This window comes from Mycobacterium lehmannii (assembly GCF_001499925.1).
GTDB classification, from domain to species: Bacteria; Actinomycetota; Actinomycetes; order Mycobacteriales; family Mycobacteriaceae; genus Mycobacterium; species Mycobacterium lehmannii.
In genome coordinates, this window is the sequence record NZ_LQIR01000068.1 from 183,096 (window position 1) to 198,352 (window position 15,257).

Genomic DNA, 15,257 nt, shown 5'->3' on the forward strand with positions numbered 1-15,257 from the left:
CCCGCTGGGTATACGCCGGGAATGGACCTCGAACAGATTCTGCGGCAGACCCGCTCGGTGGCGATCGTCGGCGCGTCGCCGAACCCCGACCGCGCCAGCCACGAGATCTGGACCTACCTCAAGGCCGCCGCCGACTACGACCTGTTTCTGGTCAATCCGACGGTCAGCGACATCGAGGGCACCCCGGTCTATCCGTCGCTGGCCGATCTGCCGGTCGTGCCCGACCTCGTCGACGTGTTCCGCAGGCGTGAGCACCTGCCGGAGGTGCTGCAGGACACCATCGCCGTCGGGGCCAAGGTGCTGTGGCTGCAACTCGGCCTGTGGGACGAGCAGGTCGCCCGTGACGGCGAGGCGGCTGGATTACAGGTCGTGATGGACCGCTGCATCAAGGTCGACCACGCCCGGCTGCTCCGCTAGCCCCTTCACCGCGCGTGGATCGGCGACACGTTGTCGACCAACCACCGGCCGTCGGTCTTTGACAACGTGACCCGCAGCGCCAGCACCGCGGTGTCCGCCGGCTTTCCCGGCGAACTCTGCGTGGCGTGCAGGATCACCGCGACGCTCGCGGCGTCCGGGCCGATCGCCTCGACGCCCGCCGAGACGGTACTCGCCTGGGCCGACACGTTGCGGTTCGCCAAATCCTTTGCCACCGTGGCGAACTCATTCTTGAACGCATCAGCGCGTTCCGGAGACATCATCGCCGCCGCCCGGTCGATCGACGCCGTCGGACTCTGCGGGGTGAACGTCGCCGACGCTTCGGCCACACTGCTGGCGATGCCGACGACCTCGGCGCTGTCGTTGCGCAGCGCGCGATCGGGCACCGTCCACTCCAGATAGCCGACGAGCACCGCAGCCACCACCGCCACCGTCGCGACAGCGACCACTCCCAGCCGCAGGCCAGGACCGTCGTCGTCGGTGCCGACCGTCACCGCATCGCGGCGCGCCAGCACCACGTTGACCACCACGCCTTGGACGATCAACAAGCACAGCACCGAGCAGACCGACACCCACCACAGCGGCCACGCCAGCGCGATGCCGATGTACACCAGCGCCGCGATCGCGGCCAGCGGAGGCGCCACGTCGAACGCGGCGACCCGCAAGACGTTCCTCATCGGATCGGCTCCAAGCGCGAGATCATCAGGTTGCCGTCCACATCGGAGACATCGAGCCGCAGATTCCAGCGCACGGTCCTTGGCTCTTTGCCGCCTACGTTCTCGCTGACCGATGTCGCCACCACCATGACGGTGTCGGTGCGCGACGCGAACTCCGAGATCTCGGGTTGGGGTCGGCGAGGCGGCGCCCCGTCCGGGCCGGGCGGCGGGTGATAGATCGACTCGACGGCGACCGAGTCGATCTGCCCGCTGGTGCGCGACTGCAGGGTCTGCACGAGCCTGCGGTACGGCTCGACGGCGGCGTCGAAGTCCGCGTTCAGTTGGCCGACGGTACCTTCGTGCAGCCGGATCATGTCAGCCTGCACGGTGTCCTTGTTCATGTTGATCAGCACGTTGGTCCAGTCGACCGCGGTCTGCATGACGCGGGCGCGGTAACGCAACTCGTCGGTGTGGTCGTGGTGCTGGGTCCAGATCAGGGCGGCCAGCGCTACCGCCACCACCGCGACCAGCCCCAGTACCGCCGATGCGATGCCGTACTTGGTGAAGACGGAACCGTCCTCGACTGCGGTGGGCTCGTCCTCGGGCATGCGCGTGAGGGTACCGGCCTGTGGGCCGAACGCCCGTGAGCGGTCAATGTCACACCCGCCGAATGCTGGGGATACGAGAAGACGGGTATGCAGGCTTGCGACCGCGAAGTGAAAGGGATGCGTGGCCCACTACCTGATTTCCGCCAGCCCGATCCCCGGGCATGTCATGCCACTGCTGCACGTCGGCGCCGACCTGCGAGAGCGCGGTCACCGCGTGACCGTGCTGACGGGCGCCGAACACGAAGATGCGGTCCTCGAGCGGGGGCTGGCTGCGCTGGAGCTGCCCGACGCGGCTCGGCCGAAGCGAGACGACAGCGGCTTGCGTGCTCTACCCGGGTTGCTCGACCGCTGGTATCGAGGGCGCGCCGAGATGCGCTCGGTGTTCATCGAGCCACTGGCTGCGCAGTATTGGTCGTTGCGTAAGGCGCTTCAGCGCGACCACTTCGACGCGGTGCTGTGCGATGTCGCCTTCACCGGCGCCCTGCCGCTGTTGACCGGCCACCGGCCCCGGCCGTGGATCCTGGTGTGCGGGGTCGGCCCGTTGACCCTGTCGAGCGCCGACGCGCCGCCGTTCGGGACCGCGTGGGCGCCGCGTTCGAACACCAACTACGAACCGATGACCTGGGTGACGCACCGGGTGCTGTTCGGCGACGTCCGTGCCGACTTGAACGCCGCGCTCGCCGCCGTCGGCGCCCCGCCGTCTCCGGTGTTCCTGACGGACTGGCCCGTGCTCGCCGACCGGCTTCTGCAGTTCACGGTGCCGTCGCTGGAGTATCCCCGCAGCGATCTGCCCGCGAACGTCTCCTACACCGGCCCGGTGATACCGAAACCCGCCGCTCAGAAGCAGGGACTGCCGTGGGATCCGGCCGGCGAATCGCGCACGGTCGTCCACGTCAGCCAGGGCACGTGGGACAACGATGACCTCGACGCGCTCGTCGTGCCCACGGTCGAGGCGCTCGCCGACCGCGAAGATCTGCTGGTGGTGGCGACGACCGGGCGCGAGGGGCGCACGACGCTTCCCGGCCCCGTGCCCGCCAACGCGCGCATCACCGACTTCCTGCCCTATGCCGAACTCCTGCCACACGTCGACGTGATGATCACCAACGGCGGATACGGCGGCGTGCATCAGGCGCTCTCGCATGGCATCCCCCTGATCGTCGCGGGCGGTTCGGCCGACAAACCGGAGGTCGCCGCCCGTGTGGGCTACGCGCGGGCCGGGATCAACCTGGGCACCTCACGGCCCGACCGCGCCGAGATCGTCGGCGCGCTCGACGCGGTCCTCGGCACCGGCGCCTACCGCGCCGCGGCGCGCCGGTTGAGCCGCGAGATCCGCGGGGAGAACGCCTTCGACCGCATCGCCGAGACGCTGGCGGGTCTGGCGGTGCCGCAGCGACCCGGGGAGCAGGCCGCGCGTTCTGGCACCCTGGTGGGGTGACGGTAGAAACAATCAGATCCGGCATCGACCTCAGCTACGTCGACGCCGACGCCCGCCCGCAAGACGACCTGTTCGGCCACGTGAACGGTCGCTGGCTGACCGAGTACGAGATGCCCGGCGACCGAGCCACCGACGGTGCGTTCCGCTTGCTGTACGACCGCGCCGAGGAACACGTGCGTGATCTGATCACCGAGGCGGCGGCGGCGAACGCGGAGACGGGCACCGACCAGCAGCGCATCGGCGATCTGTACGCCAGCTTCATGGACGAGCAGGCCGTCGCCGCGCGGGGTGTGCAACCGCTGCTCGAGGAATTGGCGGCGATCGACGCTGCCGACTCCCCCGAGTCGCTGGCGCGCGTGCTCGGCGCGTTGCAGCGCACCGGAATCGGCGGCGGAACCGGCGTCTACGTCGATACCGACTCCAAGGACTCGACGCGCTACCTGCTGCACCTGACCCAGTCGGGCCTGGGCCTGCCCGACGAGTCGTACTACCGCGACGAACAGCACGCCGAAATCCTCGCCGCATATCCGCAGCACATCACGGCGATGTTCGAGTTGGTGTACGGCGCAGGCGATCACGCCGAAACCGCCGCACGGATCGTGGCGTTGGAGACCAAGCTGGCCGCCGCGCACTGGGACGTCGTCAAGCGGCGCGACGCCGACCTCACCTACAACCTGCGCGCCTTCGCCGACCTGCCTACCGAAGCGCCGGGCTTCGACTGGTCCGGCTGGGTGTCCGGGCTGGGCACCGACGTTTTCGGGGACCGCAGCCGGCCGGACGAAGTCGTTGTGCGACAGCCCGACTACCTCACCGCGTTCGCCGCCGAGTGGTCCGGCGGGGACCTGGAGGACTGGAAGAGCTGGCTGCGGTGGCGCGTCATCCATGCCCGCGCCTTCCTGCTGACCGACGACCTCGTCGCCGAGGACTTCGCGTTCTACGGCCGCAGGCTCTCGGGCACCGAGCAGATCCGCGACCGGTGGAAGCGCGCGGTGTCGGTGGTGGAAGGGCTGCTGGGCGACGCGGTCGGAAAGCTCTACGTGGAGCGGCATTTCCCGCCGTACGCCAAGGAGCGGATGGACGAGCTCGTGGACAACGTCCGCGAGGCCTACCGCGTGAGCATCAACTCGCTGGAGTGGATGACGCCGCAGACGCGGGAGAAGGCGCTGGCCAAGCTGGACAAGTTCACGCCGAAGATCGGATATCCGAAGAAGTGGCGGGACTATTCGGGCCTGGTGATCGAGCGCGACGACCTCTACGGCAACTACCGTCGCGGCTACGCGTTCGAGTACGAGCGGGAGCTACGCAAGCTCGGCGGGCCCGTCGACCGCGACGAGTGGTTCATGACGCCACAGACCGTCAACGCCTACTACAACCCCGGCATGAACGAGATCGTCTTCCCCGCAGCGATTTTGCAGCCGCCCTTCTTCGACGCCGACGCCGACGACGCCGCCAATTATGGTGGTATCGGTGCGGTCATCGGCCACGAGATCGGGCACGGATTCGACGATCAGGGCGCCAAGTACGACGGTGACGGCAACCTGGTCGACTGGTGGACCGACGAGGACCGCACCGAGTTCGGCGCGCGCACAAAGAAGTTGATCGAGCAGTACGACGAGTACGTGCCCCGGCAGTTAGGAAACGGGCACTCCCCTGTTCCGCATGTGAACGGCGCGTTCACCGTCGGCGAGAACATCGGTGACCTCGGCGGGCTGTCGATCGCGCTGTTGGCCTACCGACTGTCGCTGAAGGGTGAGCCCGCGCCGGTCCTCGACGGGCTGACGGGCGAGCAGCGGGTGTTCTTCGGCTGGGCTCAGGTGTGGCGGACGAAATCGCGTGACGCCGAAGCGATCCGGCGTCTCGCGATCGACCCGCACTCACCGCCGGAGTTCCGCTGCAACGGCGTCATCCGCAATATGGATGCGTTCTACGAGGCGTTCGACGTCACCGAGGACGACGCGCTCTACCTGGAACCCGAACAGCGAGTACACATCTGGAACTAGGGATTTCGGTGTAGTTGGTCGCGCTCACCGCGACCAACTGCACCCAAACCGCCTTAGAACATCTGCCAGTCGGATGCGCCGTCGGGCTGGTTGTAGATACCGGTCGAGTTCTTGATCACCACGGCGTCACCGCTGCCGAAGTTGTCGAAGAACCACTTCGCGTTGGCCGGGCTCAGGTTGATACAGCCGTGGCTGACGTTGCTCTCGCCCTGAGAACCGACTGACCACGGGGCGCTGTGCACGAAGACGCCGCTGTTGTCGATGCGCACCGCGTCCTTCACCTTGAGCTTGTAGCCCTCGGGTGAGTCCACGGGCACGCCGTACGTCGACGAGTCCATCACGATGTCGGCGAACTTCTCCAGCACGTAATAGGTGCCGTTCTTGGTGTCGTGGCCCTTCTTGCCCATCGACACCGGGAACGTCTTCTCGAGTTCGCCGTTGCGGTGCACCTGCATCTGCAGCGTGTCGTTGTCGATAGTCGCGACGAGCTGTTCGGGCACGGTGAAGCTGGATTTGGTGCCCGAAGCGTCGATGTTGACCTTCGTGCCCGCGGGCCAGAAATCCTGTGGACGCCACCGCACCTGGGTGTCACTGGTCCAGTAGAACCGGCCGGGAACGGGCGGCACCGACGAGATGTGGATCGCGTCCTCGGCCATCTTGCGGTTGGCGATCGGCCGCTGGAAGTTGATGTAGATCGGCTTGGCGGCGCCGACGATCGAACCGTTGGTCGGGTTGAAGGACGGCGGCGCGAACACCGGTGCGCCGACATACGGCGTCGGATTCTGTCCGGCCGGGGTGCCCTCCGGAATCGGCTGCTGCTGAGCCAGCGGATCGGGCGGGGCGAAGAACGGGTTCGACGGCGGCGGAGGCGGCGGAGCCTCGGCAGCTGGGGCCGGCGGCGCCGGTGGCGCTGGTGCGGCGAACGGGTCCGCCGGTGGCGGCGGAGGCGGCGGGAATACCGGCGCGGGTGGCGGCGCCGCGGCGACGGCCGGATCGACCGGCGCCGGCGGTGGTGGCGGCGGAACACCCGGCTGAGCGAGTGCTGACGGGCTCGCGAGCATCCCCCCGACGACGCTCGCCGCCGCTATCGCAGTGAGCAGCCGACTGCGCTTTACCCTGCGCATACACAACCTCCCAGTCGCAGAACTCCAACCAGTGTGGCATAACGCCTCGGGCGTCCCCGGCCATTGGCGGGCCCCTTCATCTTGGGCAAACGCTCAATCCACACTCGTGACCTGCATTGTTCATCGGTCATGGGCGCTCACTGTTAACAACAGCTACCGGATCGCTCGGTCTGCCGGCAGCAGGCATGACTCGATCGGGCCTGCCGATGGCAGGCTGGTCGCATGATTGTGGCTTTCAGCGTGAGCCCGACAGGCGGCGACGACAGCGTGGGCGACGCGGTCGCCGACGCGGTCAAGGTGGTTCGCGAGTCGGGGCTTCCGAACGAGACCAACGCGATGTTCACCAACATCGAGGGCGACTGGGACGAGGTGATGGACGTCGTGAAGAGGGCCGTCGACGCGGTGGCCGCGGCCGCACCGCGGGTGAGCCTGGTGCTCAAGGCTGACATCCGCCCCGGCCACACCGATCAGCTGACGGCGAAGGTCAGGCGGATCGACGAGGCCCTGGGCGGCTAGGAGCGCACCAGCCGCGCGATGGCGGCGGAGGCCTCGGCCAGCTTCGTGTCGGCCTGGTCACCGCCTTCGGCGACCGCCTGGGCCACGCAGTGCCCGAGATGCTCGTCGAGCAGGCCGAGCGCGACCGATTGCAGCGCGCTGTTGACGGCGCTGATCTGGGTGAGCACGTCGATGCAGTACTTGTCGTCCTCGATCATCTTCGCGATGCCGCGAACCTGCCCCTCGATCCGACGCAACCTCTTGGCGTAGTTTTCCTTCTGTTGCGAATAGCCATGCGCCGTAGTCATCTTCAGCCCCTCAACATCTGATTCATCTGGTCGATCTCGGCCTGCTGCGTATCGACGATGGTCTGAGCCAACCGCTTGGCGTCGACGTTCTCGCCGTTGGCGAGTTCCGCGCGGGCCATGTCGATCGCACCCTGGTGGTGGGCGATCATCGACTGCAGCCACAGGGTGTCGAACTCGGGGCCCGAGAGTGTTTGAAGCTTGGCCATGGTGGTGTCGTCGACCATGCCCGGCATCGCGCCGCCGTGGCCCTCGTGCCCGCCCCGGCCGGTATCGGCGTCGGGGTTCTCCTGCCACTGGACGAGCAGCACCTGCATCGTGCGGATCTCGGGCTCCTGAGCCTTCGAGATCTGGTCGGCCAGCGCCTTCACCTCCGGATTCGTGGAACGGTCCGGAACCATCGCCGACAGTTCGACGGCCTGCTCGTGGTGCGGAATCATGTTCTTCGCAAACGCGACATCGTCGGCGTTGTAGCCGGCCGGTTGACCGCTGATCACCGGTTCGTCGGAATGCTCGTGGTCGGTGTGTCCGTCAGAGGCCGGGCTGCTGGTGCACGATGTGAGCAACATCGCGGTGGCGAGGGCGACCAGGATGGCGGTGAGGCGAGCGATCAGCGACGTCATGAACCCGATGGTACCGGATACCCCACCGGGGTATAGATAACGGTTTGGCCGGGGCAAAACACCGGAGGCATACTTGTTTGATGCCCTCAGAAACTCCCGGCACCGAAGCCCGCCGTCAGGCGGAGCCCGACATAAAGCCTCGCAGTCGCGACGTCACCGACGGCCTGGAGAAGGCCGCCGCCCGCGGGATGCTGCGCGCGGTTGGCATGGGCGACGACGACTGGGCCAAACCCCAGATCGGCGTCGGATCGTCGTGGAACGAGATCACGCCGTGCAACATGTCGCTGCAGCGACTCGCGCAGTCGGTCAAGGGCGGCGTGCACGCCGCCGGCGGCTTCCCGCTGGAGTTCGGGACCATCTCGGTGTCCGACGGCATCTCCATGGGCCACGAGGGCATGCATTTCTCGCTGGTGTCGCGCGAGGTTATCGCCGACAGCGTCGAGACCGTCGTGCAGGCCGAGCGCCTCGACGGCACCGTGCTGCTGGCCGGTTGCGACAAGTCGATCCCCGGCATGTTGATGGCAGCGGCGCGGCTGGATCTGGCGTCGGTGTTCTTCTACAACGGCTCGATCATGCCGGGCACGGCCAAGCTGACCGACGGGACCGAGAAGGAAGTCACGATCATCGACGCCTTCGAAGCGGTCGGAGCGTGCGCACGCGGGCTGATGTCGCGTGAGGACGTCGACATCATCGAGCGTGCCATCTGCCCGGGTGAGGGCGCCTGCGGCGGCATGTACACCGCCAACACCATGGCCTCAGCCGCCGAAGCTCTCGGAATGTCGTTGCCCGGCAGCGCATCTCCGGTGGCCATCGACAAGCGCCGCGACGACTTCGCCCGCCGCTCCGGTGAGGCCGTCGTCGAGATGCTGCGCCGCGGCATCACCGCCCGCGACATCCTGACCAAGGAGGCGTTCGAGAACGCGATCGCGGTCGTGATGGCGTTCGGCGGTTCGACCAACGCGGTGCTGCACCTGCTGGCGATCGCCAGCGAGGCCAACGTCAAGCTGACCCTGGAGGATTTCACGCGGGTCGGCCAGAAGGTGCCGCACTTGGCCGATGTGAAGCCGTTCGGCCGGCACGTGATGAAGCACGTCGACGAGATCGGCGGTGTGCCCGTCGTGATGCGCGCGCTGCTCGATGCCGGTCTGCTGCACGGCAATTGCCTGACGGTGACCGGTCAGACGATGGCCGAGAACCTGGCGCACATCGCTCCCCCGGACCCGGACGGCAAGGTGCTGCGGGCGATGAACAACCCGATCCACCCGACCGGCGGCATCACGATCCTGCACGGTTCGCTGGCGCCCGAGGGCGCGGTGGTGAAGTCGGCAGGCTTCGACTCGGACGTGTTCGAGGGCACAGCAAGGGTTTTCGAACGCGAGCGGGCGGCGCTGGACGCGCTGGAAGACGGGACGATCACACACGGCGACGTCGTCGTGATCCGGTACGAAGGCCCCAAGGGCGGGCCGGGGATGCGCGAGATGCTGGCGATCACCGGCGCGATCAAGGGCGCCGGTTTGGGCAAGGATGTGCTGTTGATGACCGACGGACGGTTCTCCGGCGGCACGACGGGCCTGTGTGTGGGCCATATCGCGCCGGAGGCCGTCGACGGTGGGCCGATCGCATTTGTCCGCGACGGTGACCGCATCCGGCTCGACGTCGCCAACGGCACTCTTGACATCCTCGTCGATCCCGCCGAGTTCGAGTCCCGCAAGGCCGGTTTCGAGCCGCTGCCACCGCGATACACGACCGGCGTGCTGGCCAAGTACACCAAGCTGGTCGGATCGGCAGCCGTCGGCGCGGTCTGCGGATAGCGCTGGCTTCACGAACGCTGGCTGCTCGAGTGCGCTATCGAGGCGGCGGAGGATCGGTCGGCGTCAGCGTGATGGGCAGCCAGTACGTGCCGGGCCCCTGGCCCGGGCATCCCGGTGCGGGCACGGTGAATGTGCGCTCACCGGAGAAGCTGCCGTCGCCGTTGGGCTTGAGCCAGTCCGAACGCTGCGTCGTCACGGTGCCGCCGCTTCCGTCGGGATTGCAGTAGAAGGGGTAGTCACCGGCGGACTCCCACCGGTCACCGTTCCACCGGTATTCGAATTGCGCTGGCGCGTTCGGGTCTTGGGAGATTTCCGTCTCCCTCAACCAGCGGGAGAGGCAGCCGTTGACGTCGCAGTGCGTGGTGAAGAGGCCGAGCTGGGTGGCCGGACCCGCCGAAGCCGGTGCACCGTTGAACGTCTGTCTCGCGTGATCGAGTAGAGCGTTGTAGTAGCCGTAGATCGGTACCGGCTCGGGGCGGTCGGCGATGGCCAGAGGTGCCAGTGCCACTGCGCTGCAGCCGAGGCCCACGGCGACGGACAATGCTTTCGACTTCACCGGAGCTCCTTCGACCGGAGCCCTCGGCGGACTGAGAACTCTAGGGGCTCTGGATAACACAGAGCAGCGTCGGATGTCGCGGAATCAGCGGGTTCGGCGCGCGGACGCTAGCCAGGCTATGCGCGGCAGGGCGATCGCACACACAGGAAGGTACGCGGTCGCCCACCACGGCACGCCGAACACGATTCGGGATCCGCCATTTTCAGCAATCACCTCATGGCGCGTTGCGCCGACGCCTGCGACCTTCCACGCCCAGCAGCGGCCGGGGCGGAATTCGGTGACGGTGAACGGCAGCGCCACACCGACCGGCGTGAACACCCTGCCTTGTGAGCCGAGGTGCATGGCGCCGCCCTCGTCCAGTTCGGCGCCCGACACGGTCGGACCCCACTTCGGCCACGTGTCGAGGTCGGTGATTACGTCCCACACGGCTTCGGGGGCAGCGTCGCTGAGTAATTCCACCGTCGGCATCCCGCGTCGGAATCCGAAGTCCATCTCTGGCTGATGCCCCGGTCGGTGGCGGGCTAAACGACTAGGTGGGCGGCGGATCGATCGGAGTCAGGGAGAAAGGCAGCCAGTGGGTGCCCGGACCTTCTCCCGAGCACCCGGCCCCCTCGATGACGAGGGTCCGCTCCCCGAAGAAGCTGCCGTCCGGGTTGGGCATCAGGTAGTCCGAGCGGGTGGCTTTCACGGCGCTGGTCGGGTCGTGGCGATCGCACATATAGGGATACTCACCGCTTGTCGACCAACGGTCGCCGGTCCACCGGTATTCGTAGACCGGCGGAGCCCCCGGGTTGCGGGCATGGTCGTCCTCGTTGTTCCAGCGCGCCACACACCCGTCGACGTCGCAACGAGTCGTCAACTCGACGGGTACGTTGATCGGGGTCATCGGCGTCGGCCGACCGTTGAACGTCTGCTTCGAGAAGTCGATGAAGACGTCGTAGAACCCGTACAGCGGCGGCGGTTCGGCGCGGTCCGCGTATGCGACGGGCGCCACGACCACGGCTGCGGCGGCAAAGACGGCTGCCGGCAACGTTTTCGACATAGGACTGGGTAGCACGTCGAGACGATCAGTGCCCGGAGAATCGATCGAAGAGTTCGGGCAGGAATCCGGCGAGGTGGTTCATCTCCTGCGCGCAGTGCACCATCAAGTCGCGCGGATCCGGAAGCTGTCGCGCCGCGACCGGACGAATTACCCTGTCAGTCAATCGATTACCGCGCCGAACGCCGACATGCCTGCCTCCCATCCAGAACCGCGAACGCATCTCGGCGCCGTCCGGTGTCCCGCGGACCTGGTGCACCAGCCAGCCGACATCGACAGGAATGTCGCCCGATCCGAGCCGCGCGCAGATCGCCACACCGTCGCTCAGGTCGCCCAGGCCCAGCTCGGACGGCTGCACGAACCGGATCGCAGGCCGGGTGAAGGACGAGCCGAGGTACTCCTCCACTAGAGATGTCCGACCGACGTACCCGCCTTCACCACCGCCGTCGTCCCACCGGGCGGACACGTGCGCGCGGGGATGCCACAGTTTGTAGCGGCGTGAATCGTGGCCGTGCCACCCGAACCACCAGTCCCACATGGCCGGTGTGACACCGGGCATGTCGGTGCGAACCGACACCTGAATGCCGCCGTCACGCAGAACGCCGTATCCGTTCTCGGTCTGTTGGTATCCGTCGACGCGCATCGCGACGAGATCGTCGAACGCCGGAAGTGTCGGCTCGGCCTGAGGGCCGTGCTCCAATGCCTCGACGACATGTCGTGGAAGGGCCGACATCTCGGGGTTGTAGAACGCCGCGAACTCGACGTCGATGTCATCATCGCGGTAACCGAGGTAGGACTTCATGTCACACCCTGCCCATCCAGCTGTGGAACCGCCCGTCGGGGTCGTACTGCGCGCGCACGCGGTCGAGGCGGGCCATCGCGTCGTCGGTGGCGAATCGGGCCGGTCGCTGTCCGAGGTTCTCGTCAGCGAGTTGGATGCCCGTGGCCAGATGCGCCATGGCCGCCATGTTCGAGCAGGCCCAGTCCGCGTAGCGATCGTCGTCAGCGGCGTCGCGCCACACCGTATACAAGGCGAGGTAGATGTCGTCCTCGAGGCTGTACGCCATGTCCTGGCGGGCCGGCGAAGGGCCCCAGTTCAACCACAGGAAGTGCGACGGGTGCGGGGGCAGGGTGTCGATGATGCGGCGGATCCCGGGCAGCAGGTCGTCCGCGGATGCCGACGTCCACATGTTGTCGGCGGCGTAGCGGTAGCCGGTCGGATAGTTGCTCATCACCCCCGCGTACCAAGTCGCGAGGTCGGCGGGCGCGTATGGGACCGCGACGACGGCCCGGTCGCGCACCGGGCAGGTATCGAGCAGCGCCAACGCTTGCGACGCTTCGTCTTCCGAATCCGCGAACACCGGTGACGCCATGACGATCCCGGGCTGCTCGATTCCGGCGCCGGGCACGCTTTTGGACGCGACGATCTGCAGCTCCACCCGTCGGTCGACGTCGGCGCTGATAGCCCTGGCCCACGTGAAGATCTCGTCAACAAACTCGATCGGATACACGTAGAGGCTGCTGCCGCAGATGGCAGGGCGCGCATACACCTTGAGGTGGAACGCGGTCACCACACCGAAGAATCCAGGCCCTGAACCTCGTGCGGCCCAGTACATCTCGGGGTGGCTGTCCGGACTGCAGTGAATCTGCTCTCCGTCGGCGGTCACCACATCCAGTCCGATGACGCTTTCGCATGCCGGTCCGAGAATGCGGCTGTTCCAGCCGTATCCGCCCTGCAGCAGGTATCCGCCGACGCACACGCCCTTGCAATGTCCGGCCGGGAAGAACAGGTTCTGTGCCTCCAGGTCCGCGGCCAGCAGGCTGCCGCCTTTTCCGGGCCCGACGACCGCGGTCATGCGCTCGGCGTCGATGCTGCAGTCGTTCAGGCGACTGACGTCGAGCAGCATGCCGCCGTCGCGCACGTGATTGCCTGCCCAACTGTGACCGCCCGAGCGGACGCCGACTTGGAGGTCGTGTGCAGCCGCATAGCGCAGCGCGGCGACGACGTCATCGACGTCTGCGGCTTGGACCACCACTTCGGGATAGCGGGCCGGGGTGCGCGCATTCCAGACGGTCGCGCGTCGGGCAGCCTCGTATCCGTCGTCGGAGCGGGTGAAGGAACGACCAGATGGGAGTGGCATCGGGGACCTCCTTGGTCCGTATACCGAATCTTTGTGAACCGGTATGCGGATCAATATAGTGAGGGCGTGACTCGTCCGGACCCAAATGAACGAACCGATGCGGGACGGGAAGACGGCATTCAGGTGCTGCGCCGCGCAGCAGCCGCCCTGGACGAGATCGCGGCGGCACCCGGCCGCCTGCGGCTGGTGGATCTAGGCGCTCAGCTGGGCCTGGCTAAGTCGACGGCGCGCCGACTGCTCGTCGGATTGGTGGAAGTCGGCTTCGCGGCGGTCGACGATCAGGGCCGGTTCTCGCTCGGGGATCGGCTGCTCGGCCTCGGAAGCGCCGACGTAGCGGGACTGGCAGCATTGTTCCGCCCGACGCTCGAGCAGGTCGCGACAACCACCGAGGAGACAGTCGATCTGTCGGTGCTGCGGGGCGGCGAGATGTTGTTCATCGACCAGCTGGAATCGGCCCATCGGCTGCGCGCGGTGTCGGCGGTCGGCATGCGCTTTCCGCTGGATTCGACGGCCAACGGCAAGGCGGCGACGGCGCTGTTGAACGGGTCGACCGAGGTGGCGTTCGACCGTGACGAGCACACCGTCGGGATTTCGGCCGCCGGTGTGGCCGGGCGTACCGCCGGCGGACACGTCGTCGCCATCTCGGTGCCCGCGCCGACCGAACGGTTCGCGACCCACGAGGATCGGATTGTCAGCGCGCTGACGTCCGCGGCCGCGACGGCGCCCTGGTCAAGATGACTATTCGACGATGCGGGCGACGGCGAAGCCGTCCCAGCCTTTGAGCCCGACGGTCTGGATCGCGGCGGTTTCCAGTTGCGGATGGTCGCCCATCATCTCGAGCATCTCGCGCACGGCGCGGGCTTGGGCGTCATCGGCTGCCGGCTCGAGTACACGGCCGAAACGAGCGATGTTGTCCACCACGATGATTGAGCCTGGCTTGCCAAGTTTGATGGCCCATTCGACGTAGGCGACGTTGTTCTCCTTGTCGGCGTCGATGAAGGCCAGATCGAAGACGTCGCCGCGGTCGGCCAGCATCGGCAGTGTGTCGAGGGCTGCGCCGACGATGATCTCGATGCGATCCTGTACGCCCGCGCGGACGAAGTTTTCCTTGGCGATGTCGGCATGCTTGGGGTCGTATTCCAAGGTGACGACGTGGCCGTCCGGCCCGACGCCGCGGGCGAGGTTGATGGTGCTGTAGCCGGCAAGGGTGCCGATCTCCAGGACGCGGGTGGCCGAGGACAGCGACGCCAATAGATAGAGAAGCTTGCCGTGTTGGCCGGACACCTCGATGGGAGGCATGCCCGCGGCGTTGCCGGACTCGCGCGCGGCGCGCAAGGCGTCGTCCTCGGTGTGCAGGATGCGGTTGAAAAGCTCGTCGAGCGTCTTCGAGTCGGGGTCGGACATCTGCGGAACGATAGCGGAAGCGCTTCTGGGCGGCGACGGGCGTAGTCGGGGTTTGCTGGTGGTGTGGCCGTGTCCGGTTGTGCGGTGACGGTTCGGGCCCAACGCGGCGCCGGTCGGTAACTCGTCGTGCGTGGCAGGGAGCCTCGAGGAAGGTGTCGGGCGTGGGAATATGCGGCAAAACGGGTGCTCGCGCGTGGTGAGAATTGGCGCGGTGGGTGGTGCTGGGGGTCGGGTAGCATTTGCCGGGTGACGCCTGAGGGGGCATGCCAACCGATCGGCGCGACGCTGATCCGTGCGCGGAATGACGATGACTGAGACGCTGCGAATCGACACCGACCTGGTGCTCGAAGCCGGTGAGCGGTTGCGTGCGGTCGCGGATGCCATCCCCGAGCCGCCGGCTTCGTTCAAGCCGGCGGGTGAAGATGCTTTGTCGACGGCGATCGCTGCCAAGGTGAATGAAGTGGTCGACCCGGCGATCGCGCGGCTGCCGGTCGTCAAGGCGGAGTTAGCGAAGTACGCGCAGAACGTCGTCAACGCCGCCAACACCTATGACTCGGTTGACCGGCAGATCGCCGAGGACATACGCAAGCGCGTCGAATCGATCAGTGATGCGGCCGGGGCGGGC

The 15,257-nt window shown here is 67.1% G+C and carries 17 protein-coding genes and 1 pseudogene; 7 read left to right on the top strand and 11 right to left on the bottom strand.

All coding sequences use genetic code 11. From position 1 onward, the window contains the following. Positions 1-21: 21 nt before the first annotated feature. A complete protein-coding gene (locus AU192_RS23935; protein ID WP_064400018.1) occupies positions 22-417 on the top strand; it encodes a CoA-binding protein in 396 nt (131 codons plus the stop codon). A gap of 5 nt (positions 418-422) precedes the next feature. Here the strand turns inward: AU192_RS23935 and AU192_RS23940 are convergent, their stop codons facing one another. Further along, the gene (locus AU192_RS23940; protein ID WP_064400019.1) at positions 423-1,112 is read right to left on the bottom strand and encodes a hypothetical protein; all 690 of its coding nucleotides are present in this window, start codon (positions 1,110-1,112) and stop codon (positions 423-425) included. Beyond that, positions 1,109-1,699, bottom strand: a complete 591-nt coding sequence (locus AU192_RS23945; protein WP_064400020.1) for a hypothetical protein — start codon at positions 1,697-1,699, stop codon at positions 1,109-1,111. Before AU192_RS23945 ends, AU192_RS23940 begins: the two co-directional genes overlap by 4 nt. A 121-nt stretch (positions 1,700-1,820) precedes the next feature. On the opposite strand from AU192_RS23945, the gene AU192_RS23950 reads away from it, so the two are divergent. After that, on the top strand, positions 1,821-3,134 hold the full coding sequence (locus AU192_RS23950; protein WP_064400021.1) for a glycosyltransferase: 1,314 nt from the start codon (positions 1,821-1,823) through the stop codon (positions 3,132-3,134). Continuing rightward, positions 3,131-5,134 (top strand): M13 family metallopeptidase, encoded by a 2,004-nt coding sequence (locus AU192_RS23955; RefSeq protein ID WP_064400022.1) that lies wholly within the window; start codon positions 3,131-3,133, stop codon positions 5,132-5,134. Before AU192_RS23950 ends, AU192_RS23955 begins: the two co-directional genes overlap by 4 nt. Before the next feature lie 53 nt (positions 5,135-5,187). Here the strand turns inward: AU192_RS23955 and AU192_RS23960 are convergent, their stop codons facing one another. Beyond that, positions 5,188-6,258: a L,D-transpeptidase gene (locus tag AU192_RS23960; protein ID WP_064400023.1), complete on the bottom strand. Its 1,071-nt coding sequence runs from the start codon at positions 6,256-6,258 to the stop codon at positions 5,188-5,190. A gap of 222 nt (positions 6,259-6,480) precedes the next feature. Here AU192_RS23960 and AU192_RS23965 point away from each other — a divergent pair, with 222 nt between their 5' ends. Continuing rightward, the gene (locus tag AU192_RS23965) at positions 6,481-6,774 is read left to right on the top strand and encodes an MTH1187 family thiamine-binding protein (protein ID WP_064400024.1); all 294 of its coding nucleotides are present in this window, start codon (positions 6,481-6,483) and stop codon (positions 6,772-6,774) included. Here the strand turns inward: AU192_RS23965 and ricR are convergent. Then, positions 6,771-7,061, bottom strand: a complete 291-nt coding sequence (ricR, locus tag AU192_RS23970; RefSeq protein WP_064400025.1) for a copper-sensing transcriptional repressor RicR — start codon at positions 7,059-7,061, stop codon at positions 6,771-6,773. The genes AU192_RS23965 and ricR overlap by 4 nt on opposite strands. Positions 7,062-7,063: 2 nt before the next feature. After that, complete coding sequence (locus AU192_RS23975; RefSeq protein WP_064400026.1) at positions 7,064-7,681, bottom strand: DUF305 domain-containing protein; 618 nt, start codon at positions 7,679-7,681, stop codon at positions 7,064-7,066. An 80-nt stretch (positions 7,682-7,761) separates the two neighbouring features. Here AU192_RS23975 and ilvD point away from each other — a divergent pair, with 80 nt between their 5' ends. Continuing rightward, positions 7,762-9,492 (top strand): dihydroxy-acid dehydratase, encoded by a 1,731-nt coding sequence (gene ilvD, locus AU192_RS23980; RefSeq protein WP_064400027.1) that lies wholly within the window; start codon positions 7,762-7,764, stop codon positions 9,490-9,492. 34 nt (positions 9,493-9,526) lie between these two features. Here ilvD and AU192_RS23985 read toward each other — a convergent pair whose 3' ends face one another. From AU192_RS23985 to AU192_RS24005, 5 genes are all read right to left on the bottom strand, one after another. Then, complete coding sequence (locus tag AU192_RS23985) at positions 9,527-10,048, bottom strand: MBOE_33420 family protein (protein WP_479724584.1); 522 nt, start codon at positions 10,046-10,048, stop codon at positions 9,527-9,529. 84 nt (positions 10,049-10,132) lie between these two features. After that, positions 10,133-10,540 (bottom strand): SRPBCC family protein, encoded by a 408-nt coding sequence (locus tag AU192_RS23990; RefSeq protein WP_064400028.1) that lies wholly within the window; start codon positions 10,538-10,540, stop codon positions 10,133-10,135. 37 nt (positions 10,541-10,577) lie between these two features. After that, entirely contained in the window at positions 10,578-11,090 is a 513-nt protein-coding gene (locus AU192_RS23995) for an MBOE_33420 family protein (RefSeq protein WP_064400029.1), read from the bottom strand. 25 nt (positions 11,091-11,115) lie between these two features. Continuing rightward, a complete protein-coding gene (locus AU192_RS24000) occupies positions 11,116-11,889 on the bottom strand; it encodes a DAPG hydrolase family protein (protein WP_064400030.1) in 774 nt (257 codons plus the stop codon). Between the two features lies 1 nt (position 11,890). Further along, the gene (locus AU192_RS24005; protein WP_064400031.1) at positions 11,891-13,228 is read right to left on the bottom strand and encodes an FAD-binding oxidoreductase; all 1,338 of its coding nucleotides are present in this window, start codon (positions 13,226-13,228) and stop codon (positions 11,891-11,893) included. A gap of 66 nt (positions 13,229-13,294) precedes the next feature. Between AU192_RS24005 and AU192_RS24010 the strand changes: the two genes are divergently transcribed. Continuing rightward, on the top strand, positions 13,295-13,966 hold the full coding sequence (locus AU192_RS24010) for an IclR family transcriptional regulator (RefSeq protein WP_064400032.1): 672 nt from the start codon (positions 13,295-13,297) through the stop codon (positions 13,964-13,966). Here AU192_RS24010 and AU192_RS24015 read toward each other — a convergent pair whose 3' ends face one another. After that, a complete protein-coding gene (locus AU192_RS24015) occupies positions 13,967-14,632 on the bottom strand; it encodes an O-methyltransferase (RefSeq protein WP_064400033.1) in 666 nt (221 codons plus the stop codon). A gap of 301 nt (positions 14,633-14,933) precedes the next feature. Between AU192_RS24015 and AU192_RS24020 the strand changes: the two are divergent. Continuing rightward, positions 14,934-15,257 (top strand): annotated as a pseudogene (locus AU192_RS24020) (type VII secretion target); the annotation flags it as partial.